The organism is Cryobacterium cryoconiti (genome assembly GCF_004403065.1).
In the GTDB taxonomy this organism is placed as follows: domain Bacteria; phylum Actinomycetota; class Actinomycetes; order Actinomycetales; family Microbacteriaceae; genus Cryobacterium; species Cryobacterium cryoconiti.
In genome coordinates, this window is record NZ_SOHA01000006.1 from 22,424 (window position 1) to 44,524 (window position 22,101).

The window sequence follows — 22,101 nt, forward strand, 5'->3', positions numbered from 1 at the left end:
ATGTGCGCGCCGTGCAAGGATTGAGGCATGTCGGGGCATCACGAGGAACCGGGGCTGCGGGAACGCAAGCGGCTCGCCACTCGTCGTGCCATCCAGCGCGCGGTGCTCACCCTCTCCTGCCAGCGGGGCCTGGAGAAGGTCACCGTGGAGGAGATCAGCCGGGAAGCCGACGTGTCTCCGCGTACCTTCTTCAACTACTTCCCGTCGAAGGATGCCGCGCTCGTCGGCGACGAACTCGACCTGGCCTCTGAGCCGAAAATCGATGCCTTCGTGCACGGCGGACCCGGCGGAGACATGCTGGCCCAGCTGGCCGCGCTGCTCTCGGACAGCCTCCGCAACACCGACGGTGACCGGGAGATCCACCAGTTGCGGCGCCGGCTGATGAAGGAGAACCCGTACCTGTTCGGGATGCGGATGGCCACCCTGCGCAACTTCGAGGGTCGCCTGCAGGAGATCATCACCCGGCGTTTCGTCGCCGACAACCCGCACCTCGGCGCCGACTCGGTGCAGCTGCAACAACGGGCGCTGCTCTTCACCCTGGTGGCCGTGGCCGCCCTGCGCCACGCCTGGCGATGCTGGGCCGACTCCGATGTGGCCCGGCCCCTGGCGGAGTACGTCACGGCATCCTTCGCCGACCTGTACGAGATGACGCTGAAGACCAGCTAAGCTTGGTTGCTGTGTCACCGAGGTTTTCCGAGAGGAAGAATCGTGACGCCGCCTTAGCTCAGTCGGTAGAGCGTCTCACTCGTAATGAGAAGGTCATCAGTTCGATTCTGATAGGCGGCTCCAACCCACTCAGGCCGCTCCGGTCATCCGTCGCTTGTCGGCGCCTTGCGCTGTCTGGTCTGGCCGTGCGTCGCCGTGCGTGGCGACGCAAACTCGGAGATTTTCGGGACACGCCTGCTGTGGTGCCCGGCGGAACGGCGTGTCTCGAGAATCTCCGCAGTTAGCGTGCTGTCACGACGGATGCCCCGGGCCGGGTCGCAGCGCGAGCTCGCCGGGTCTCGACGAGCTCGCCGGGTCTCGACGAGCTCGACCACCGGGTTCCCGCACTCGCTAGGCTGATCCCATGACCGACTCAACCCGCACCGACGCAATTCGCTGGGGCATCCTGGCCACGGGCGGGATCGCCCACGCATTCACGAACGACCTCGTGCTGAACGGCTTTCAGGTGCAGGCGGTCGGCTCCCGATCTCAGGCGTCAGCGGATGCCTTCGCGGCCGAGTTCGGCATCCCCACCGCGCATGGGAGCTACGAGGCCCTCGCCGCGGACCCGGACGTCGACGTGATCTACATTTCGACCCCGCATCCGTTTCACGCGGACAACGCCAGGCTCGCCCTGAACGCCGGCAAGCACGTTCTGATCGAGAAGCCGATCACCCTGAACGGCGCCGAGGCCCGTGAGATCGTCGACCTCGGTGCACGCCTGGGGCTGCTGGTGCTCGAGGGCATGTGGACCCGGTTCCTGCCGCACATGGTGCGCATCCGCGAGATCCTCGCCGAAGGAACCCTCGGCGACGTGCGCTCACTGATCGCCGACCACACCCAGGACCTGCCCGATGACCCGGCGCACCGGCTGAACGCCATGCACCTCGGCGGCGGCGCGCTGCTCGACCTCGGCATCTACCCGCTCACGTTCGCCTCCGAACTGTTCGGGCGGCCCGAGACCATACTCGCGAGCGCGACGTTCAAGGCCACCGGCGCCGACGCACAGGTCGCCACCACCTTCCGCTACGCGGGCGGGCAGATCGCGCAGACCCTGTCGGCGAGCAACACGACCGGCCCCAACACGGCCACCATCCTCGGCACCCTGGGCCGGATCGACATCGACCGGGTCTGGTACGCGCCCACGACGTTCCGGGTGCTGAACAGCGCCAACGAGGTGATCGAGACCTTCACCGCCGAGATCAACGGGCGCGGCATGCACTACCAGGCGGCGGAGGCGGAGTCGCTGATCCGGGCCGGGAAGATCTCCAGCGACATTCTGCCGGTCGACGAGATCGTGGCGATCATGGAGACCCTCGACGAGGTGCGCGCACAGATCGGGCTGCGCTACCCCGGCGAGTAGCCGCCGACCCGCACCCGCGCCACCAGATTGGGGGGTGTCCGGCGCGCCGAAATCGGTGCCGGGTGCGCTGGGCTGCAAGCCCGCCACCGATACTCTTTCCAGTACGAGCGGGAAAGGGGAACGATGGCCCTCCGCAGCCCCCGGAGTCCAACTCCCCTGAACCGAACCGTGCGCACTCAATCCATGCCTGCTCTCCGTCCCCGCCGCTCCCACACCTGGCTCCTGTGGCTTCTCGGAGTGCTCGTGGTCTGTTCCGTCGTCACCCCCCTGCTGACCGGTGTCGGCATGCCCGTCGCCGTGGCTGCCGGCGCGAACGTGCTCGCCCAGTGGGTCACGGCCGTGGTGTGCTGGGTGGAAGTGCGGCGTGTGGGCACGGGACGCTACCTGGAACCGCTCGTGGCGTCCGCCGTCACCGCGTTCGCCGCCGGCCACACGGGCTACCTGGTCACACTCGGCGGTGCTCCGGCTCTTCCGTTCCCGTCTCTGGCGGATGCGGGACACCTCCTGTTCAACCCGCTGATCCTGGCCGCCCTGTTCGTTTTGGTCTACCGCCAGCTGCGCACCCTGTCCTGGCCGGTGACGCTGGACAGCGCAGTGGGCGTGTTCGGCGCCGCCGCCGTGCTGTCGGTCGTGCTCGGCCCGGTTCTGGAAACCGACGGCGGGATGCCCTCCCTGGCTGCCCTCGTGGCGGTGGCCTACCCCTCCTGGGACCTCACCATGATGGCGGTCGTCGCCGGGATCGCCTCCGCCCGGGGATTGAGCGTCGGCCGCAACTGGAATCTGCTGATCCTGGGTCTGTTCATCTTCACGGTCACCGACACCCTGTTCGCATTCCGGGTGACGGGCCCCGGCTTCACGATCGGTACCCCCCTGGACCTGGGCTGGACAGTCGGCCTGGCCCTGATCGCGGTCTGGTTGCGCAGCTCCACTCTCCCGTCGAGCCGACCCAGCCGTCCCGTGCGCGGGGCGTGGGCGATGGTGGTGCCGTCGATCGCCATGAGTTGCGGTCTCGTGGTGCTGGTCACGGCGAGCCGGGTCGACGTTCCCATCACCGCCGTTGTGCTGGCCAGCCTGGCCCTCATCGGGGCGTCGATCCGCACGGCCCTCGCCTTCCGGGACCTGGGCCGCATGGTCAACCTGCGCACCCAGACCCGCACCGACGACCTCACCGGGCTGCCCAACCGGCGGTCACTGTACGCCGACGTTCCGGGTCTGCTGGCCGGCGGAAACCGGCGCGCGCTGCTGGTGCTCGACCTGGACCGGTTCAAGGAAGTCAACGACAGCCTCGGCCACGATGCGGGGGACAGGCTCCTGGTGCAGGTCGGCGCGCGGCTCTCCGCCCAGCTGGGGCCCGACGACCTGCTCGCCCGGCTCGGCGGGGACGAATTCGCGATCCTTCTCGACGGCGCGGAGGCAGCGGATGCCGAGACCGCGGCGGTCATGGTGCTCGACGCCCTGGCGGTGCCGTTCACGCTCGCCGGGATCGCCCTGACGACCACGGCCAGCATCGGAATCGCGCTCTACCCGGCCCAGGGCGCCGACCTCACGGTGCTGCTGCGCAAGGCCGACATGGCCATGTACAAGGCCAAGTCCGCCCGCACCGGCCACCACGTCTATCGGAGCACCGACGACAGCCACGGCGACACGCGCCTGCGCACCCTCGAGGAGCTGCGTAACGCACTGGCCGAGAACGAACTGGTACTGCACTTCCAGCCCAAGATCGAGCTGGCCACCGGCGCAGTGCAGGGCGTCGAGGCGCTCGTGCGGTGGCAGCATCCGACGCGGGGCCTGTTGTATCCGGATGCTTTCCTCGAGTTGGCCGAGGAATCGGGCCTCATGCCCGGCCTCACCCAGGTGGTCCTGGCCCAGGCCCTCGACCAGGCGGCGCGCTGGCAGGCGCAGGGCACACCCCTGTCGGTGGCCGTGAACTTCTCGGGCAGTTCCCTCGTGGACGAAAGCCTGCCCGAACGGATCGCCGCCATGCTCCTCGCCCGAGCCCTGCCGTCGTCCGCGTTGCAGGTGGAGGTGACCGAGGACTTCCTGATGGCCGACCGGGCCCGTGCCCATGACATCCTCAGCCGGTTGCGCGTGCGGGGCGTGCGCATCGCCGTGGACGACTTCGGCACCGGGTACAGCTCACTGGCCTACCTGCGCGACCTGCCCATCGACCAGCTCAAGCTGGACCGGTCGTTCGTGTCGCCGATGACCGACGATCCGCGTGCGGCCGCCCTGGTCTCCTCGACCGTCATCCTGGCCCACAGCCTCGGACTGACCATGGTGGCCGAGGGGATCGAAGACGCCGAGGCGTACGCGGCACTGGCGCGCTTCGGCTGCGACCAGGGCCAGGGCTACTACATGTCGCGTCCCGTTCCGGCTGCCGATTTCGATCTGTGGCTCGCCCGGCGTCATCCGGAGTCCCAGGCTCTCTGGCGCGACCATGGCGCCGGGGATCCGATCACCCTGCCTTCGTCTGAAGAACCCCTTGTTCTGGGGTGAGGGCAGGCCACGCCGCTGGCACTTTCGCCCGCGGCCGCTCCGCTAGCGTTGGGGAAACGGCAGGGGGGCCAATGCACGTCACCGCGCACGCGGGCCGCCCGGACGCCCGCTCCGGTCGCCGCGCCCAGGCCGGTCGCTGGCTGCTCGGGAGCACCTGGCTGCTCCTGATCGCCTACGTGCTGTGCCTGCTGGCCGGCGGTGTCGAGGCGACGGTCACCAACGGGCTCTGGGTGATCACCGAGCTGACCCCGGCCCTGGTCTGCTGGGTCGCCGTGGCCCGCGCCGCAACCGGGCGGATGCCGCTGGTCCTGGTCGCGTCCGCCGTCACCGTTTTCGGGCTCGCCACCACCTACTTCCTCCTCGGGGGTGCGGGAACACTGCCGTACCCGTCGTTCGCCGACCTGGGCTACATGCTGTTCTATCCGCTGCTGCTGGTCGGGTTGGTGGTGCTGGTGCATCGTCAGCTCCGGCCGATACCCCGATCCGTTCACGTGGACGGTGCCCTGGGTTCGCTCGGCGCCGCATCCGTGCTGGCCGTTCTGATGGCCCCGGCCTTCGAAACGGCGGCGGCCGGCCCGCCGTCCCTGGCCATTCTGGTGGCCGTCAGCTACCCCCTGTTCGATTTGGTGCTGGTGTCGGTCATCATCGGGATCGCCGCAGCCCGCGGACTCAATCTGGGGCGCCGGTGGGCCTTGCTCGGGCTGGGTCTGGTGGTCTTCACGGTGAGCGACGCCGTCTACGCGTTCCGGGTCGCCTCCGACGAGTACGTGGTCGGCACGGTGCTGGATGCCGGCTGGGCCGTGGGCCTCACCCTGACGGCGACCTGGCTCTGGGAGCTGGCGCGCCCGGGATCCGCCGCCGGGCGTGCGCTGAACGGGGCGTGGACGCTGGCCGTTCCGGCCTTGGCGTCGGCCGCGGGGATGACGGTGCTCGTGCTGGGCACCCAGGTGCGAATCTCCATCCCAGCCGTGGTCCTCGCGGGCGTGACCCTGGTGATCGGGGTCGTCCGCACCCAACTCGGATCCCGCCAGCTGGGACGGATGGCCGACCTCCGCCGTCAGGCGCGCACCGACGACCTGACCGGGCTGCCGAACCGGCGGGCCCTCTACGCCGAGGCAGCCGGGTACCTGTACCCGGCGCACGACAGCCGGTGTGCGTTGCTGCTGCTGGACCTGGACCGGTTCAAGGAGGTGAACGACAGCCTCGGCCACGATGTCGGCGACCTGCTGCTGGTGCAGGTCGGATCGCGGCTGAACGCGGAGCTGCGCCCCGGGGATCTGCTCGCCCGCCTCGGCGGGGACGAGTTCGCGATCATGCTCCGCGATGCCGGCCACGATCAGGCGGTGGCGTTGGCGGAGAAGCTGCAGGCCGTGCTGGCCCGGTCGTTCACCCTCGAGGGAATCGCGATCGAGACCAACGTCAGCATCGGTATCGCCCTGTTCCCCGACCAGGGCACCACCCTCAAGGTGCTCCTGCGCAAGGCCGACATGGCCATGTACAAGGCCAAGGCCACGACGTCGCGCAGCGGGCACCACGTCTTCACCTTCACCGACGACATCCACGGCGATTCCCGGCTACGGATGCTCGAAGACCTGCGGCGGGCGTTCGTCACCGACGAGCTCGTTCTGCACTATCAGCCCAAGGTCGAACTCGGCACCGGCCACGTGCACGGGGTGGAGGCGCTGGTGCGCTGGCAGCACCCCACGCGAGGCCTGCTTCCCCCCGATGCGTTCCTGCCCACGGCCGAGGGCGCCGGCCTCATGCGCGAGCTGACCCGGATCGTGCTGGGCAAGGCCCTCGACCAGGCCGTGGCCTGGCGGGCCGAGGGCCGGCCCCTGGCCGTCGCGGTCAATATGTCCGCCAGCTCGCTGATCGAGGCCGACCTGCCCGAACGGATCAGCGCCATGGTGCAGGTGCGCGGCCTGGCGCCGTCCGACCTGATGCTGGAGATCACCGAGGACTTCCTGATGGAAGACCGGGCCCGGGCCCGGGAAATCCTGTGGCGACTGCGCGAGAGCGGGATCCGCATCGCGGTGGACGATTTCGGCACCGGCTACAGCTCCCTGGCCTATCTCCGGGACCTCCCGATCGACGAGCTCAAGCTGGACAAGTCCTTCGTCTTCCCGATGGCGGACGACACCCGGGCCGCCGCCCTGGTGGCCTCCATCGTTGAACTCGCGCACAGCCTCGGCGTGCGGATGGTGGCCGAGGGCGTCGAGGATGCGATCGCCTACGCCGAGCTGGTCGCGGACGGCTGCGACGAGGCGCAGGGCTTCTACATCTCGCGCCCGCTGCCGGCGGCAGCGCTGGACTCCTGGTTCAGGGCCCGCCAGGTCGCCCTGGCCCCCATGAACTAGGCGCCGCGCCGGGTTGCGGTCCGGCGCTGCGCGGTTGTCGCCGCCTGGAGTGAGCGCACCTCACATGCACGGCAGGTACAGTGCTCGGGTGGTAGAACTGAAGCCCCTGCGCACCCGAGTCACGGCCGCCGCCGCCCTGCTGCTCCTGCTGGGCGCCGGGGCCGTCGCTGCCGGAGCGGCAACCCGGGCCCCGGATGCCGCGGCCACGGCATCCGTCACGGCGGTGGACTCGACCGTGCCACTGGCCGCCCCGGCCGCTGATCCGTCCCGCCCGGTGCCCGTCGACGCCGCCGCGGCCGACGCCCTGCGCACCTGCTCGGTCGCGGCCCTCGCGGCCGACCCGAGGCTGGCGGACTTTCAGGCCCAGGTGCTGAACGCCGCCACGGGCACGGTGCTCTTCGACCGCGGCGGCAGCACCCCCTCGCGCACTGCGAGCGTGCTGAAGGTGCTGACCAGCGCCGCCGCGCTCGACGTGCTCGGACGGGACCACCGGGTCACGACCACCGTCGTCGCCGGCAGCGAGCCGGGATCGGTCGTGCTGGTCGGCGGGGGAGACGTGACCCTGTCCCGCCTGCCCACCGGCACCGAGTCCGTCTATCCCGGCGCCGCCCACCTCGACGATCTCGCCCGCCAGACCGTGGCCGCCTGGCAGGCGAACCCGGCCAACCCGCCGATCACCTCGCTCGTGCTGGACTCCTCCCTCTTCGCCGGCCCCGGCTGGGAGCCGAGTTGGGATGAGCTGGAACGCAACGCCGGGTCGATGTCCGACGTGACCGCCCTCCAGGTCGACGGCGACCGGGACGACCCGGCACGCCACACGTCGGCGCGCAGCACCGACCCGGTCGGGCGTGCCGGGCAGGCCTTCGCCGACGCGCTCGGCGGCGGTGTGAGCATCAGCCGCGGCACCGCCCCGGCCGGGGCTGCCCAGCTCGCCGCCGTGCAGTCCCAGCCGGTGTCCGTGCTGATCGGGCAGACGCTGATCGTGTCGGACAACGCGTTGGCCGAGATGCTCGCCCGGCTCGTCGCGGTGGAGTCGGGCGCGGGCAACACCTTCGACGCACTGCAGCAATCGATCGTCTCCGCGCTCGATTCCTACGGCATCGACACGACCGGGATCGTCATCCGCGACGGCTCGGGCCTGAGCGACGACAACGCGGTGGCGCCGGCCTACCTCACCCGGCTGTTCGTGAAGATCAACGATCGGGAGGGCGACCTCGGCGTGATCTTCGACGGCCTGCCGGTGGCCGGGGGACCCACCGGTTCGCTGTCCTACAGCGACCGGTTCACGGGCGACAACGCGGTCGCCGACGGGGCCGTCTTCGCCAAGACGGGCTGGATCGACACCGGTTACACGCTGTCCGGCGTCATCCGGGCGGCCGACGGCACGCCGCTCACCTTCGCCGTTTACGCTCTCGGTGATGTGAGCGATAATGCCAAGCAGGCGCTCGACACCATCGCCGCGGGGTTCTTCCGCTGTGGCGGCAACCTGTCGAACTCCTGACCTCAACCGGCGAGAGAAGGAGTCATCCGTGACCAGGGCCCTGTTCATCATCGACGTTCAGAACGACTTCACCGAGGGCGGAGCCCTCGCCGTCGAGGGTGGGTCTGCGGTCGCCGAGGGGATCAGCGCGCTGCTCCTGGAGCATCCGGATGCCTATGACGTGATCTTCGCCTCCCGCGACTGGCATGACCCCGACAGCGACAACGGCGGCCACTTCGCCCGGGAGGGAGACCCCGACTACACGGAGTCCTGGCCGGTGCACTGCGTCGCGGGCACCCCCGGCGCGGAGTACCACCCGTCGCTGCTGGTGCCGGACACGACCATCCACATTCGCAAGGGCCAGGGGGAAGCCGGCTACTCGATCTTCGACGGAGTCTCCGAGGGTGGTGAGAAGACGGGCGAACTGCTGATCGCCAACGGCGTCACCGACATCGACATCGTGGGGCTGGCCACCGACCACTGCGTGCGAGCCTCGGGCCTGGACGCCCTCGAACACGGCCAGCACGTGCGGGTGCTGACCGACCTGGTCGCGGGCGTCGCCCGGGAATCGAGCGACGCGGCCCTGGCCGAGCTGGGCTACGCCGGCTCGCTCCTCGTCACCTCCGACGTGGTCGCCTAGGTGGGCGCGGCAGATTCGACGGGATCGACGAGTTCGACCGGATCGACGGGATCGACGGGATCGACGGGATCGACGGGATCGACGGGTTCGACGGGTTCGACCGGATCGACGAGATCAGCCGATTCGGCGACGGGCGACGTGCTCTACGCCCGGCGCCTCGACGGCGTGCGGATCGCCTACGATTTCGTGCCCGGTGACCGCCCGGTGCTGCTCGTGCACGGGTTCGCCTCCACGGCGCAGGTCACCTGGGCCGGCACCGGCTGGGTTCGTGCCGTGCAGGAGGCAGGCCGCGGCGTGATCACGCCCGACCTCCGCGGGCACGGCCGGAGCGACAAACCGCATCGGGCCGAGGACTATCTGCCCCGGCAGTTGGCCGCCGACCTCGTCGTGGTGCTCGACGCCCTGGAACTCGAGCAGGTCGACGTGATCGCCTACTCGATGGGCTCGCGCGTGGCGGCGGCGCTGGCCCGGCTGGCTCCGGCACGGGTGCGCCGCATGGTGCTCGGCGGGGCCGGGCCGGACGAGCTGTTCGAGACCTGGCATCCGGATGCCGTGCAACGGTTCGTGACCGACGGAACCGTCGCCGCCGACCCGTCGATCGTCGCGGTGCTGGGGGCCGCGATCACCGACGGCGCCGACCGTGAGGCCCTCGTGGCCTGCGTCGGCGGGGTGGCCGGCTCCTCGCTCGACGTGCCGGCCGAGATTCCCGTGCTCTACGTCGCGGGCGGCGCCGATTCCATCCCGGCCGGGGTCGCCGACCTCGCCCGCGCGCGCGGGTCCGAGTACCTCGAGCTGGCGGGCCGCGACCACGTCAACTCGCTCACCTCCCGCGAGTTCAAGCGCGCCGCGCTGGAGTTCCTGGCCTGAGTCCGCGGCTGCAGCGGGGGAGTGGTGCCGACTGCCTCGCCTAGGCTGGGTGGGCGCGGGCCTCGCTGCCGAGCCCGCTGGATGCCGACCGGGGGACCGTCATGACTACCGACATTCAGGATGCCGCGGGGGCGGGGGTCTCGACAGGCTCGACCACCGGGGTGGGCTCGACCACCGGGGTGGGCTCGACCACCGGGGTGGGCTCGACCACCGGGGTGGGCTCGGCCGCCGGGGGACGGCGGTTCTGGCTGGCGCCGGCCGCCGCGATCTTCGCCGTGGCCTGGGGCGGCAACGAATTCACCCCGCTGCTGGTGATGTACCGGCAGGCCGACGGGTTCTCGAACCAACTCGCGAACCTGCTGCTCGGCGCCTACGTGCTCGGCATCATCCCGGCCCTGTTGATCGCCGGTCCGCTGTCCGACCGGTTCGGCCGCCGGCCGCTGATGCTGCCCGCACCGTGGATCGCGATCGCCGGAAGCGTGCTGCTGGCCGTCTCGGCCGGGAGTGTTCCGCTGCTGCTATTCGGTCGCATCCTGTCCGGGGTCGCCCTGGGTCTGGCCATGGCCGTGGGCACCAGCTGGGTGAAGGAACTCTCGGCGAAACCCTTCGACCTCCGCGCCGACCGGGCCTCCGGGGCGCGGCGGGCGACCATCGCCCTGTCCCTCGGCTTCGCACTCGGCGCGGCCAGCTCCGGCGTGCTGGCCCAGTGGGCACCCTTCCCCGGCGTTCTGCCCTACGCGGCCCACACGGTGATCGCGGTGGTGTTCGGGCTGCTGCTGCTGCGCACCCCGGAGTCCCAGGGGCAGGGCGTCGCGCCCGGCGCCCGGCCGGCCGCCCACCCGCCCACCTCGCCGTACCCGCGGTTCCTGCTCCTGATCGTGCCGGTGGCGCCGTGGGTCTTCGGCACGGCCACGACCGCCTACGCCATCCTGCCCGCACTCGCCGCCGCCGAGATCCCGTCCGCCCCGGTGGCGTTCGCGGCCCTGCTCTGCGTGGTGGCGCTCGTCGCGGGCGCGTCGCTGCAACTGTTCAGCCACCGGATCACCGCGGGACACAACGCCCGAGGCATCATGTTCGCGCTGATGCTGACCCTCGGATCGCTGCTGCTCGCATCCGTGGCCGTGAGCCCGCCGCGGCTCTGGCTGATCCTGCCGACCGCGGCCCTGCTCGGCGCCGCCTACGGCCTGCTGATGGTGTCGGGACTGCAGGAGGTGCAGCGGATCGCGCCGCCCGACCACCTCGCCCGGTTGACCGCGATCTACTACGGCATCACCTACCTGGGGTTCTTCGTGCCGCTGGCGCTGTCCCTGCTCGAGCCCTGGCTGGGCTATCCGGCGATGTTCGCGGGCGGGGCTGCGGTCTCGGCCGTGTCGCTGGTGCTGGTGCTCGTGATCTTCCACCGAGACATCTCACTGCACCGCGCGGGCAGGACACCGGGGATGCCGGTGCGCACAGACGCAGCGGCCTGATCCGAAAAATTCGTCAAAAAAAGTCGATGCACGTGCATCCGTTTCCGGCTCCCTGGCAGAAGTGAGTGTAAGAGAGGCAGTAAGTCCCTCTCCAGAGTGACCCACTCACTGACCCAATAGCAGGAGGAAACGATGCACAAGTCCCTCAAGATCGGAATGACGGCCGGAACCCTCGGCGCCCTTGTCGCGCTCGGCGGACTCGCTCCGGCGCAGGCCGACGGACACGTCGCCAAGCTGTCCGTGCTCCACGGAGTTCCCGGCCTCACCGTCGACGTGTACGTGAACGATGAGCTCACCCTGGACGACTTCAAGCCGGGCGACCTGGCCGGTCCCCTCGACCTGCCGGCAGGCACCTACAAGGTGGCCATCACCGCGTCGGACGCAGCGGATGCCAGCGCACCCGTCATCGGCCCGATCGACCTCCCGCTGGAGGCCGGCAAGAACTACACCGCCACCGCCAACCTCGACGCGGACGGCAAGCCGACGGCGACGTTGTTCACCAACGACATCTCTCAGGTCGCCGCCGGCGAGGGCCGCTTGACGGTCCGCCACGTGGCAGCAGCCCCCGCGGTCGATGTGCTGGCCAACGGAGCCGCCGCGATCACGGCCCTGACGAACCCGAACGAGTCCGTGCTCACGTTGCCGGCCGGCACCATCTCGGCCGCCGTCGCCGCAACCGGAACGACTGACCCGGTGATCGGCCCGGCAGACGTGAACGTTGCCGAGGGCACGAACACGATCGTCTACGCGTGGGGCAGCCTGGCCGACAAGAACCTCGCCCTGGCCGTTCAGACCATCGACGGGCTTCACTCCAACCCGGACAGCATCCCCGCCGGTGAGGCCGGACTCGTCGCCACCAACCAGGCGAACGAATCCACCGGGCTCATTGTCGGTGGCTTCGCCGTGCTGATGGGCCTGGTCGCCGCAGCCGTCGTCGGCATGCGTCGCCTGTCCGCCGCTCGCCGCTAGTAGAGGAACCTTCGATGAGAGCCACAGCGGGCATCTTCACAGCGCTCGCTGTGGCTCTTGTCCTGCTCACGGGGTGCACCACCGCCCCGAGCGAAGCGTCCTCCACGGCCTACGTGCCTCCCACTGCAGCCACCACGACGCCGGCACCGGCCCCGCCGCCCGCCGCCGCGGACCTGGTGCCCACGGTCAGCTCCGCGCTGGACCAGAACCAGGCGCCCCGAGCCCTGGCTCCCCAGCGCATCCGTGTCGGCTCCCTCGGAATCGACATGGCGATCGAACCTGTGGGTCTGGCCGCCGACGGGGCGATGGAACTGCCCAAAGACCCGTCGATCGCCGCCTGGTACCGGTTCGGCCCGTCTCCGGTGAGCGCCACCGGGGCGACCGTCGTCGCCGCCCATGTCGACTCCCTGGTCTACGACATCGGACCGTTCGCCGAGCTGGCCTCGGCACCGGCCGGCACCGAGATCGTGGTGACCACCGAAGACGGCCAGGAGCGGCGCTACGCGGTCGAATCGGTGCAGACGGTCAATAAGGCGGATGTCCCCTGGGATTCGATCTTCGACCGCACCGGCCCGGGCCGGCTCACGCTCGTCACCTGTGGCGGCGAATTCGACTACGACGCCCGCAGCTACCTGTCGAACGTTATCGTCTCGGCGAATCCGATCGCATGACCCAGAGGTATGGCTATGCTGGTCGTCACGGTGGTCGAGGCTCGCTCTGCGGCGGAGCCTGACATGTACGACCTCCCGATGCGCTCACCAACCGGGGGACACCGATACGACGTGACGGCTCTCACCGACGATGACGACCACGCCCAGCTGTTCCAGGCCTTCCGGGCGGGAGACGAGCGGGCGCTCGCCGAGGCGTACGCCCGCTGGTCATCCCTCGTCTACACGATCGCCGTGCGCTCGCTCGGCGATCCCGGTGAAGCCGAGGACGTGACCCAGAAGGTCTTCCTCGCCGCCTGGAGGGGGAGGGACGGTTTCGATGCGTCTCGGTCGCCGTTGCCGGCCTGGCTCGTCGGGATCACCCGGCACACCGTGGCGGATGCCCATGAGGCCCGTTCGCGGAGGCGTCGCGTTGAGGAGGCTGTTCTCCTCGACACCGAGCTCAGCCAGGCGGACGAGTCGGCCGACGTGGCGGACCGGGTTCTGATGCGTGACGAACTGCGCCGGCTCGGACCGGTTCCGCAACAGGTGATGCAGCTGGCGTTCTACGACGATCTCACGCACACCCAGATCGCCGATAACCTCGGATTGCCGCTCGGCACCGTGAAAAGTCATATCCGTCGAAGTCTCTCGAGACTGCGCACCAGATTGGAGGCGAACGATGACACACATTGACCGGGATGATCTCGCGCTCATTGCCATGGCAGACTTCGACCTCACCGACCCCGAACGCCAGCACCTCGCGGAATGCCCCGAGTGCTCCCTGGAACTCATCGCGCTGCAGCACACCGCCCTCGTCGGCCGGTCCTCCCGCAGCGTGGAACTCGTCGAGCCTCCGGACTCCGCCTGGGCCGGCATCCACTCCGCCCTCGGTCTGTCCGACGCAGTTGCCGCCACCCCCCGCCTGACCGACTACGCCGAGCCGGCCCCGCTGGTCGAGCCTGCCCCGCCGGTCGAGCCTGCCCCGGTGGTCGAGCTTGCCCCGCCGGTCGAGCCTGCCCCGCCGGTCGAGCCGGCCCCGGTGGTCGAGCCTGCCGAGACCCCGGCCGCCACCGCCCCGGTCACCGACATCGGCTCGGCGTCCGGTCTGCGCCCTCGCCCCCACCGCCGGCGCCGCAACTGGATGCCCGTTGCCGTGGCCGCCGGCATCGCCGGTCTGCTCGGCGGCCTCGGCGGCGGCATCTGGTGGCAGTCGGCGCAGCAGCAGGCGCCCGCGACGGTGACGCTCGCCAGGGCGCAACTCGATCCGTTCCCCGGCTGGGACGCCGCCGGCAGCGCCTACGTCGCGAAGACCGCCGACGGTCACCGGGAGGTGGTGCTCGACGTCACCGGGGTGAACGGCGACTCCGATCTGCGGGAGGTCTGGTTGATCAAGGCCGACGCGTCCGGGCTGATCAGTATCGGGCTGCTCAACGGCGAGTCCGGGCACTTCACCATTCCCGACGGCGTGGACCTGACCCAGTACCCGCTCGTCGACGTCTCCGCGGAGCCCGACGACGGAGACCCGCAGCACTCCGGCGACTCGATCCTGCGCGGAGAACTCCGCATCGTCTGACCCCCAGAGTGCCCGTTCCGGTCGAGAGTGCCCGCTCTGCGGGTCACTCTCGACCGGAACGGGCACTCTCATGCGCGTTAGAGCGTGTGGCCGAGTTTGAAGCCGTGCTCCACGTCGTCCTTGCGGGTGTACGAGAAGCCGTCGGCACCGACCGTGACGGCCATCTCGCTGGACTCGGTGCGGGCGATCACCGGCTGGGGGTTGCCGTCGAGGTCGAGCACCAACGACGCATCCGTGTACCAGCTCGGCACGACCGCATTGCCCCACCAGTCGCGGCGCTGGTTGTCGTGCACGTCCCAGGTGACGACCGGGTTGTCGGGGTCGCCGGTGTAGTAGTCCTGGGTGTAGATCTCCACCCGGTGGCCGTCGGGGTCGCGCAGGTAGAGGTAGAAGGCGTTCGAGACGCCGTGGCGACCGGGGCCGCGCTCGATCACATCGGACATCCGCAGGGCGCCGAGCTTGTCGCAGATGTAGATGATGTTGTGCTTCTCGTGCGTGGAGAAGGCGATGTGGTGCATCCGTGGGCCGTCGCCGCCGGTCAGGGCGGTGTCGTGCACGGTGTCCTTGCGGCGCATCCAGGCTGCGTAGGTGACGCCGTCCTCGTCCTGGATGTCCTCGGTGACGCGGAAGCCGAGGTCCTCGAGGTAGCCGCGGCCGCGGCCCACGTCGGGGGTGACCTGGTTGAAGTGGTCCAGGCGCACGAGGGCGCCGGGGCCCTGCAGGTCGTAGCGCCAGGCTAGGCGTTCGACGTGGTCGACCGAGTAGAAGAACTCGTAGGGGAAGCCGAGCGGATCCTCGACGCGCACGGAGTCGCCGACACCCTTGACGAAGCCGTTGGTGCGGCGTTCGGTGCGGCAGCCGAGTTCCTGGTACCAGGCCTCGGCCAGGCCCACGTCTTCGGGGGCGCGCACCCGGAACGCCATCGCTGCGACCGCGGCCACGGGACCCTGGCGCAGCACCAGGTTGTGGTGGATGAACTCTTCGAAGCTGCGCAGGTAGATCTCGGTGTCGCTCTCCTCGGTCACGACGAGACCGAGCACGTCCACGTAGAACGCGCGTGAGCGGGCGAGGTCGGTGACGACGATGTCCATGTAGGCGCAGCGCAGGATGTCCGGCGGGGTCGCCGTGGGTGTGGGGATGGGGATGGTGGTCATGGAATCCTCCTTAATCGGTGGTCGAGCTTGTCGAGACCCGGTGGTCGAGCCTGTCGAGACCCGGTGGTCGAGCCTGTCGAGACCCGGTGGTCGAGCCTGTCGAGACCCGGGTCAGTGGGCGCCGAAGCGGGCCGTGTGCACCGACCCGAGGGTCACGTGCACGGCCTGCTGCTCGGTGTAGAAGTCGATCGACCGGTAGCCGCCCTCGTGACCGAGCCCGGAGGCCTTCACCCCGCCGAACGGTGTGCGCAGGTCCCGCACATTGTGCGAGTTCAGCCAGACCATGCCGGCCTCGATCGACTGCGCGAAGGTGTGCGCCCGGGTGAGATCGCTGGTCCAGATGTAGGCGGCCAGACCGTATTTCACGCCGTTGGCCAGCTCGAGGGCCTCCGCGTCGGTGTCGAACGGCGTGATCGCGACGACCGGTCCGAAGATCTCCTCCTGGAAGATGCGGGCCGTCGGGGCGACATCCGCGAACACGGTCGGGGAGACGTAGTTGCCCTCCGGCAGGTTCGCCGGGCGGCCGCCGCCGGCCAGCAGGCGGCCCTCGCCCTTGCCGATCTCGACGTAGCTCATCACCTTGGCGTAGTGCTCGGGGTGCACGAGCGCGCCGACCTCGGTGGCAGGATCGTGCGGGTCGCCGACCACGATGTTCTTCGCGCGGGCCGCATAGCGGGCGCAGAAGTCGTCGTAGATCGGGCGTTCGACCAGGATTCGACTGCTCGCCGTGCAGCGCTCGCCGTTGAGCGAGAACACCCCGAACAGGGTCGAGTCGAGAGCGGCTTCCAGGTCGGCGTCGGCGAAGACCACGGCGGGCGACTTGCCGCCGAGTTCCATCGACATGCCCTTGAGATTCGCGGCGCAGTTGCGGTAGATGGTCTGGCCCGTGGTGGTCTCGCCGGTGAACGAGATGAGCGGGACATCCGGATGCTTGACCAGCGCGTCGCCGGCCTCCTCACCGAGCCCGTTGACCAGGTTGAAGACCCCGTCGGGCAGCCCGGCCTCGCGGAAGATCTCCGCCCACAGACTCGCCGACAGCGGCGTGAACTCGGCCGGCTTGAGCACGACCGTGCAGCCGGAGGCCAGTGCGGGGGCGAGCTTCCAGCTCTCCAGCATGAACGGGGTGTTCCACGGGGTGATCAGGCCGGCGACGCCGACCGGCTTGCGGAAGACGTAGTTGATCTGGCTGCCGGGCACCTGGTACGTGTCGTCGGTCTGCGCCACGATCAGGTCGGCGAAGAAGCGGAAGTTCTCGGCCGCGCGCTTCGCCTGGCCGAGGGCCTGGGTGATCGGCAGGCCGGTGTCGAACGTCTCGAGTTCGGCGAGGCGGGCATCCTGCGCCTCGACGGCGTCGGCGATCCGGTTCAGGATGCGGGAGCGCTCGCGCGGCTTCATCCCCGGCCACGGACCGTTCAGGAAGGCGTCGGTCGCGGCCGCGACCGCGAGGTCGATATCCTCCTTCTGGCCGGCCGCGGCGGTGGCGTAGGTCTGGTTCGACACCGGGTCGAGCACATCGAAGGTCGCGCCGGAGACGCTGTCGACGAACCGGCCGCCGATGAAGTGCTGGATGCGGGTCGGCAGGTTCTCGGGTACGTGCCGGATGCGCGTTGTGGTTGCGGTCTCAGTCATGGTCAGGCCGCCTTCGGGGTGAAGCCGGCGACCGTGAAGCCGTCGACGGGGGAGAGGTACTGTTCGCCCGCGGTCAGGAGCTTCTTCATGGTGGCGATGCCCGCATCCGTCGGGGTGATCAGCGGCGGGCGCACGAAGCCGCTCTCGATCAGGCCGCGCTGCTCGAGCACCCATTTGCCCGGCGCCGGGTTGGTCTCGACGAAGAGCAGGTCGACGAGCGGGTGCAGGCCGTAGTGGATGCGCCGGGCCGTCTCGATGTCGCCGGCCATCCACGCGTTGTACATGTCGACGTGCGCGACCGGGGCGATGTTGCTCGTCGCGCTGATGTAGCCCACGCCGCCGAGGGCCAGCAGAGGCAGGCAGAGCAGTTCGATGCCGCTCCAGACCAGCAGCTCCGGGCCGCAGAGCTGCAGCACCCGGGAGAAGTGCTCGAAGTCCTTGGTGGTCTCCTTGACGCCGACGAAGTTGTCGAAATCGCGGTAGAGGCGCTGGATGGTCTCCGGGGCGATGTCGACGGCGGTGCGACTGGGCACGTTGTAGGCGACGATCGGCAGGTCGGGGAACTCCTCGGCGACGGTCTTGTACCAGACGTAGAGCGCCTCCTGGGTGGGACGGGCGTAGTACGGGGTGATGATCAGGGCGGCGTCGATGCCGGCGTCCCGGGCAGCGGCGGTGAGCTCGAGGGTCTCGTCGAGCTTGGCGGAGCCGGTGCCGGGCATGAACGGCACCCGGTCGTCGATCGCGGCGGCCACGGTGCGGATCGCCGCCGCCCGCTCGGCGATGGTCTGCGAGCTCGGCTCACCGGTGGAGCCGCCGAGCGAGATGCCGTGCGTGCCGGAGGCGAGCTGCCAGTTCACGAGGTTCGTGAGGCCGGCATGGTCGACGGCGCCGTCGGCCGTGAACGGGCTCATCAGGGGTGCGATGGACCCCTTGATCTGGCTCGGGTCGGTGCGGAACTTCATTGTTCTTCCTTTCGAGGGCGACGGATGCGCTGGCAACTGTTGCCGAATCGGACGAATGTTGCCGGTGTGCGGGCGACTTTTGTCCGATTCGGGAACAGTTACTGGGGAAACTGGGGAAACTGGGGAAACAGGGAGGCGTCAGGGGAGGTCAGGGGGTGGCGGTGGGGGTGTGCTGCTGGGCGAGGAACGCGGTGAGGGTGCCGAGCCGGTGCTCGCGCGCGGCCAGTTCGATCTGCAGCGGATCGGCCCCGTTCTCGATCAGGTCGAGCAGCGCGGTGTGCTCGGCGACGGACTCGTGCGCCCGGCCGGGCACGAAGCTGAACGTGGATTCGCGCAGGGTGCCGAGCCGGCTCCAGCCCCGCTGCACCAGGTCGAGGATGTGGGCGTTGCTGCACGCCTCGAACAGGGCCGAGTGGAACTCGCGGTTCAGGCTGGTGAACCGCACCGGATCGAAGTGGTGCAGGCATCCGGCCATCTCCGTGTTGATCGCCCGGGCCCGCAGCAGCGTCTCCGCGTCGAGCTGCGGCGCCGAGAGGGCGGTCGCGTAGCCTTCGACGAGGGCCAGCGTCTGCATCGTGTGGGTGTACTCGGTGACGTCGAGCATGGCCACCTGCGCGCCGACGTTGCGCTCGAACGTGACCAGTCCCTCCGCCTCCAGCAAACGGATGGCCTCCCGCACCGGCACCGTGCTGACCCCGATTTCCCGCGCGATCTGGCCCAGCACCAGGCGGTAGCCCGGGCTGAAACTGCCGTCGGTGATGCGCGCCCGGATCCACTGGTGAGCGAGCTGCGCCTTGCTCAGCGACGCGTCGCCGCCGGTGGTCGGGCCCCCGGTGGTCGAGCCTGTCGAGACCGGGCCCCCGGTGGTCGAGCCTGTCGAGACCGGCACAGAGACCGTCATGCCTGCTCCTCCAGCCAGACCCGGTAACGGGCCTTCCACTCCGCATTCATCGGGTAGAGCCCGTCGACGCCGTGCCCGGCCGCGACCATCGCGGCGATGAAGGTCTCCTCGCGCTCCTGCACGATCGCGGCGGCCACCACCTCCTCGACCAGGTGCGGCGGGATCACGAGCAACCCGTCGGCGTCCCCGACGATCACGTCGCCGGGTTGCACGGATGCCCCGCCGCAGGCGACCGTCAGGTCCGTGTCCCACGGAACGTGCCGGCGTCCGAGCACGGCAGGGTGCGGTCCGGCGTGGTAGGTGGGGATCTCCAGGGCGGCGACGGCCGCGAGGTCGCGCACACCGCCATCCGTCACGATGCCGGCGGCGCCCTGCACCTGGGCGCGCAGGGCGAGGATGTCGCCGACCGTGCCCGTGCCCCGCTCGCCGCGGGCCTCGATCACCAGTACGTCGTCCGGCCCGAGAGCGTCGAACGCGCGCTTCTGCGCGTTGTAACCGCCGCCGTGCGACTCGAACAGGTCCTCCCGGGCCGGGATGTACCGCAGGGTGCGGGCCCGGCCCACCAGACGGGCCGTTGGGCGGGTCGAACCCAGCCCGTCGATCGACACGGCGTTGAGGCCGCGCTTGCGCAACTGGGCGCTGAGGGTGGCGGTGCCGACGCTGTTGATCCGCGCCTTCAGCTCGGGAGTCAGGTCGAAGGGCGGCGGCTCCGCTGCGGTTCCCGCCGCCGGGGCGGATGCCGGTGCGAGCCCGGCCGCCTCCGCCGAACCCCACGCCTCGGTGCGCTGCAGGTCGTCGACCCGCGGGCCGGCGCCGAACGCGCCGAACGGCACCGTGCCCTGCCGAATCGGGCTGACGAGGCGGCCGGTGCGGGGGGCACCCGGGGCGCCCGGGGCATCCACTTCGACCTCGACCGTGTCGCCGGGCACGACGACCGACGATCCGGCCGGCGTGCCGGTGAGGATCAGGTCGCCGGGCTCGAGCGTGAGCAGCTGTGAGAGGTCGGCCACGAGCCGGCCGAATCCGAAGAGCAGGTCGGCGGTCGTGTCCTCCTGCACCAGCGTGCCGTTGACCCAGGTGCGGATGCGCAGGCCCGCCGGGTCGAGGTCGGCCGCGGGCAGCAGGGCCGGACCGACGGGGGTGAAGCCGTCCGCCCCCTTCGAGCGCAGATTCGAGCCCTTGTCGGCGTAGCGCAGGTCGTACACGCCGAAGTCGTTCGCGGCCGTCACGTGCGAGACCGCCGCCCAGCCCTCCTCGGGCGAGACACCATGGGTGCGGCGACCGATCACCAGGGCGATCTCGCCCTCGAACACCAGCAACTCGCATCCGTCGGGTCGTTCCACCGGGGCGCCGCTGGAACTGAGCGACGAGGCCGGCTTGAGGAAGTAGGACGGCTGCTCCGGCGTGCGGCCGCGCTGGGCGGCCCGGCTCGGGTAGTTGAGGTGCACCGCGATGATCTTGCCCGGCACGGCGAGCACCGGCACGGTGCTGGTGCCGGCGGCGTGCACGGAGGTCGAGTTCGGCATGTTTTCCCGCTTTCTAGTCGTGCTGGGAGATCCCGAGCGGGACCCCGCGGGTTTCCTTCACCAGGGAGACGGCGACGAAGGAGATCGTGGCCAGCACCATGATGTAGATGCCGATCGACGGCGACCAGGCGGTCTCGTCGAGGAGCAGCTGCGCGATCAGCGGGGCGAACGCCCCACCCAGGATGGCACCGAGGGCGTAGCCGATGGATACGCCCGAGTAGCGCACCTGAGCCGGGAACATCTCAGCGTACAGCGCCGCCTGCGGGCCGTAGGAGAAGCCGAGTCCGCTGGCCAGCACGACGAGTGCCACCGTGAACCAGACGATCTCGCCGGTGTCGATCAGCAGGAACATCGGGATGGCCCAGATGAAGAGCCAGACGTACCCGAACTGGAAGGTGCGGATGCGTCCGATCCGGTCGGACAGCATCCCGCCGTACATGGTCGAGGCGAGCCAGAACACCGCGGCGATGGTGCTGGCCAGCAGCACGGGGGAGCGTTCCATGCCGAGGCCGCCGGCCTCGACGGGCTTGGTGGCATAGGAGGAGAAGAACGCGATCAGCAGGTAGCCGGCGGCGTTGTTGGCGATGAAGATCAGCGCGGTCAGGATGACCTGGCGCGAGTGGGTGGTGAACAGCTGGCGGAGCGGGGCGGCCGATTCCTTCTTGCGGTCCTGCATCTCCTTGAAGACGGGGCTCTCGTCGACCGAGCGGCGGATGACGAAGCCGACCACGATCAGCAGCACCGAGACGAGGAACGGGATGCGCCAGCCCCAGGCGAGGAAGGCCTCCTCGCTCATCGAGCTGGTCACCAGGAGCATCACGCCGGTGGCGAGGATGAGCCCGGTCGGCACGCCGATCTGGGGGTAGGCGCCGAAGAATCCGCGCTTGTTCACCGGAGCGTGCTCCACGGACATCAGGGCGGCGCCGCCCCATTCCCCGCCGGCCGAGAAGCCCTGCAGGATGCGCAAGACGATGAGCAGGATGGGCGCCCAGACGCCGATCTGCTCGAAGGTCGGCAGCAGACCGATCAGCGCCGTGGCGGCACCCATGATGACGAGGGTCAGCACGAGCATGGCCTTGCGGCCGAGGCGGTCGCCCAGGTGGCCGGCCACGATCGCGCCCAGCGGGCGGAACAGGAAGCTGATGCCGAGGGACGCCCAGGCGATCAGCTGCGCCAGCCCGGCGTTGTCGTCGGCGAGCGGGGCGAAGTACAGTCCGGCCAGAACGAGGCCGGCCGCCTGCGCGTAGATGAAGAAGTCGTACCACTCGATGGTGGTGCCCACCATCGTGCCGGCCAGGACGCGGCGTTCTTCCCGCCGGGTGGCGGATCGCTCGGTGGTGCGGTCGGTCGTCAATGCCAT

At 69.9% G+C, this 22,101-nt stretch carries 18 protein-coding genes and 1 tRNA gene; 13 read left to right on the forward strand and 6 right to left on the reverse strand.

Going from position 1 to position 22,101, the window contains the following annotated elements:
• The first annotated feature begins 27 nt into the window (after positions 1 to 27).
• From E3T49_RS04155 to E3T49_RS04215, 13 genes are all read left to right on the forward strand, one after another.
• Complete coding sequence (locus E3T49_RS04155; RefSeq protein WP_134423701.1) at positions 28 to 666, forward strand: TetR/AcrR family transcriptional regulator; 639 nt, start codon at positions 28 to 30, stop codon at positions 664 to 666.
• Positions 667 to 713: 47 nt separating this feature from the next.
• A tRNA-Thr gene (locus E3T49_RS04160) sits at positions 714 to 789 on the forward strand.
• A 280-nt stretch (positions 790 to 1,069) separates the two neighbouring features.
• On the forward strand, positions 1,070 to 2,068 hold the full coding sequence (locus E3T49_RS04165) for a Gfo/Idh/MocA family protein (RefSeq protein ID WP_134423702.1): 999 nt from the start codon (positions 1,070 to 1,072) through the stop codon (positions 2,066 to 2,068).
• A 183-nt stretch (positions 2,069 to 2,251) separates the two neighbouring features.
• Entirely contained in the window at positions 2,252 to 4,564 is a 2,313-nt protein-coding gene (locus E3T49_RS04170) for a putative bifunctional diguanylate cyclase/phosphodiesterase (protein ID WP_166785464.1), read from the forward strand.
• 71 nt (positions 4,565 to 4,635) lie between these two features.
• Positions 4,636 to 6,921, forward strand: a complete 2,286-nt coding sequence (locus E3T49_RS04175) for a putative bifunctional diguanylate cyclase/phosphodiesterase (protein ID WP_134423704.1) — start codon at positions 4,636 to 4,638, stop codon at positions 6,919 to 6,921.
• A gap of 88 nt (positions 6,922 to 7,009) precedes the next feature.
• Positions 7,010 to 8,422, forward strand: a complete 1,413-nt coding sequence (dacB, locus tag E3T49_RS04180) for a D-alanyl-D-alanine carboxypeptidase/D-alanyl-D-alanine endopeptidase (RefSeq protein ID WP_241972637.1) — start codon at positions 7,010 to 7,012, stop codon at positions 8,420 to 8,422.
• Positions 8,423 to 8,450: 28 nt separating this feature from the next.
• Positions 8,451 to 9,041: an isochorismatase family protein gene (locus E3T49_RS04185; protein ID WP_134423706.1), complete on the forward strand. Its 591-nt coding sequence runs from the start codon at positions 8,451 to 8,453 to the stop codon at positions 9,039 to 9,041.
• Positions 9,042 to 9,908, forward strand: coding sequence for an alpha/beta fold hydrolase (locus E3T49_RS04190; RefSeq protein WP_241972638.1), 867 nt, complete (start codon positions 9,042 to 9,044; stop codon positions 9,906 to 9,908).
• A 101-nt stretch (positions 9,909 to 10,009) separates the two neighbouring features.
• Positions 10,010 to 11,377, forward strand: coding sequence for an MFS transporter (locus E3T49_RS04195; protein WP_134423707.1), 1,368 nt, complete (start codon positions 10,010 to 10,012; stop codon positions 11,375 to 11,377).
• A 132-nt stretch (positions 11,378 to 11,509) separates the two neighbouring features.
• The gene (locus tag E3T49_RS04200; protein WP_134423708.1) at positions 11,510 to 12,346 is read left to right on the forward strand and encodes a DUF4397 domain-containing protein; all 837 of its coding nucleotides are present in this window, start codon (positions 11,510 to 11,512) and stop codon (positions 12,344 to 12,346) included.
• 14 nt (positions 12,347 to 12,360) lie between these two features.
• On the forward strand, positions 12,361 to 13,017 hold the full coding sequence (locus tag E3T49_RS04205; protein ID WP_134423709.1) for a class F sortase: 657 nt from the start codon (positions 12,361 to 12,363) through the stop codon (positions 13,015 to 13,017).
• Positions 13,018 to 13,032: 15 nt separating this feature from the next.
• Positions 13,033 to 13,689, forward strand: coding sequence for an RNA polymerase sigma factor (locus tag E3T49_RS04210; RefSeq protein WP_241972639.1), 657 nt, complete (start codon positions 13,033 to 13,035; stop codon positions 13,687 to 13,689).
• Positions 13,676 to 14,569 carry an anti-sigma factor domain-containing protein gene (locus E3T49_RS04215; RefSeq protein WP_134423710.1) on the forward strand — a complete coding sequence of 298 codons (894 nt, stop codon included), beginning with the start codon at positions 13,676 to 13,678 and terminating at the stop codon, positions 14,567 to 14,569. The genes E3T49_RS04210 and E3T49_RS04215 overlap by 14 nt, the downstream gene beginning before the upstream one ends.
• A 77-nt stretch (positions 14,570 to 14,646) precedes the next feature.
• Here the strand turns inward: E3T49_RS04215 and hpaD are convergent, their stop codons facing one another.
• The 6 genes from hpaD to E3T49_RS04245 form a co-directional block, all read right to left on the reverse strand.
• Positions 14,647 to 15,723, reverse strand: coding sequence for a 3,4-dihydroxyphenylacetate 2,3-dioxygenase (gene hpaD, locus E3T49_RS04220; RefSeq protein ID WP_134423711.1), 1,077 nt, complete (start codon positions 15,721 to 15,723; stop codon positions 14,647 to 14,649).
• Between the two features lie 111 nt (positions 15,724 to 15,834).
• Complete coding sequence (gene hpaE / locus E3T49_RS04225; RefSeq protein WP_134423712.1) at positions 15,835 to 17,352, reverse strand: 5-carboxymethyl-2-hydroxymuconate semialdehyde dehydrogenase; 1,518 nt, start codon at positions 17,350 to 17,352, stop codon at positions 15,835 to 15,837.
• A 2-nt stretch (positions 17,353 to 17,354) separates the two neighbouring features.
• Positions 17,355 to 18,314, reverse strand: coding sequence for a 4-hydroxy-tetrahydrodipicolinate synthase (gene dapA / locus E3T49_RS04230; protein WP_134423713.1), 960 nt, complete (start codon positions 18,312 to 18,314; stop codon positions 17,355 to 17,357).
• A 148-nt stretch (positions 18,315 to 18,462) separates the two neighbouring features.
• A complete protein-coding gene (locus E3T49_RS04235) occupies positions 18,463 to 19,215 on the reverse strand; it encodes a GntR family transcriptional regulator (RefSeq protein WP_134423714.1) in 753 nt (250 codons plus the stop codon).
• Entirely contained in the window at positions 19,212 to 20,741 is a 1,530-nt protein-coding gene (locus tag E3T49_RS04240) for a fumarylacetoacetate hydrolase family protein (protein WP_134423715.1), read from the reverse strand. The genes E3T49_RS04235 and E3T49_RS04240 overlap by 4 nt, the downstream gene beginning before the upstream one ends.
• 13 nt (positions 20,742 to 20,754) lie before the next feature.
• Positions 20,755 to 22,101, reverse strand: coding sequence for an MFS transporter (locus tag E3T49_RS04245; protein ID WP_134423716.1), 1,347 nt, complete (start codon positions 22,099 to 22,101; stop codon positions 20,755 to 20,757).

Excerpts from the sequence above, each read along its gene's own strand:
- E3T49_RS04205 (WP_134423709.1), top strand. The coding sequence starts at position 12,361 with ATGAGAGCCACAGCGGGCATCTTCACAGCGCTCGCTGTGGCTCTTGTC.
- E3T49_RS04195 (WP_134423707.1), top strand. The coding sequence starts at position 10,010 with ATGACTACCGACATTCAGGATGCCGCGGGGGCGGGGGTCTCGACAGGC.
- hpaD (WP_134423711.1), bottom strand. The coding sequence starts at position 15,723 with ATGACCACCATCCCCATCCCCACACCCACGGCGACCCCGCCGGACATC.
- E3T49_RS04175 (WP_134423704.1), top strand. The coding sequence starts at position 4,636 with ATGCACGTCACCGCGCACGCGGGCCGCCCGGACGCCCGCTCCGGTCGC.
- E3T49_RS04235 (WP_134423714.1), bottom strand. The coding sequence starts at position 19,215 with ATGACGGTCTCTGTGCCGGTCTCGACAGGCTCGACCACCGGGGGCCCG.
- E3T49_RS04210 (WP_241972639.1), top strand. The coding sequence starts at position 13,033 with ATGCTGGTCGTCACGGTGGTCGAGGCTCGCTCTGCGGCGGAGCCTGAC.
- hpaE (WP_134423712.1), bottom strand. The coding sequence starts at position 17,352 with ATGACTGAGACCGCAACCACAACGCGCATCCGGCACGTACCCGAGAAC.
- E3T49_RS04215 (WP_134423710.1), top strand. The coding sequence starts at position 13,676 with ATGACACACATTGACCGGGATGATCTCGCGCTCATTGCCATGGCAGAC.
- dapA (WP_134423713.1), bottom strand. The coding sequence starts at position 18,314 with ATGAAGTTCCGCACCGACCCGAGCCAGATCAAGGGGTCCATCGCACCC.
- E3T49_RS04165 (WP_134423702.1), top strand. The coding sequence starts at position 1,070 with ATGACCGACTCAACCCGCACCGACGCAATTCGCTGGGGCATCCTGGCC.
- E3T49_RS04245 (WP_134423716.1), bottom strand. The coding sequence starts at position 22,101 with ATGGCATTGACGACCGACCGCACCACCGAGCGATCCGCCACCCGGCGG.
- E3T49_RS04170 (WP_166785464.1), top strand. The coding sequence starts at position 2,252 with ATGCCTGCTCTCCGTCCCCGCCGCTCCCACACCTGGCTCCTGTGGCTT.
- E3T49_RS04200 (WP_134423708.1), top strand. The coding sequence starts at position 11,510 with ATGCACAAGTCCCTCAAGATCGGAATGACGGCCGGAACCCTCGGCGCC.
- E3T49_RS04155 (WP_134423701.1), top strand. The coding sequence starts at position 28 with ATGTCGGGGCATCACGAGGAACCGGGGCTGCGGGAACGCAAGCGGCTC.
- E3T49_RS04240 (WP_134423715.1), bottom strand. The coding sequence starts at position 20,741 with ATGCCGAACTCGACCTCCGTGCACGCCGCCGGCACCAGCACCGTGCCG.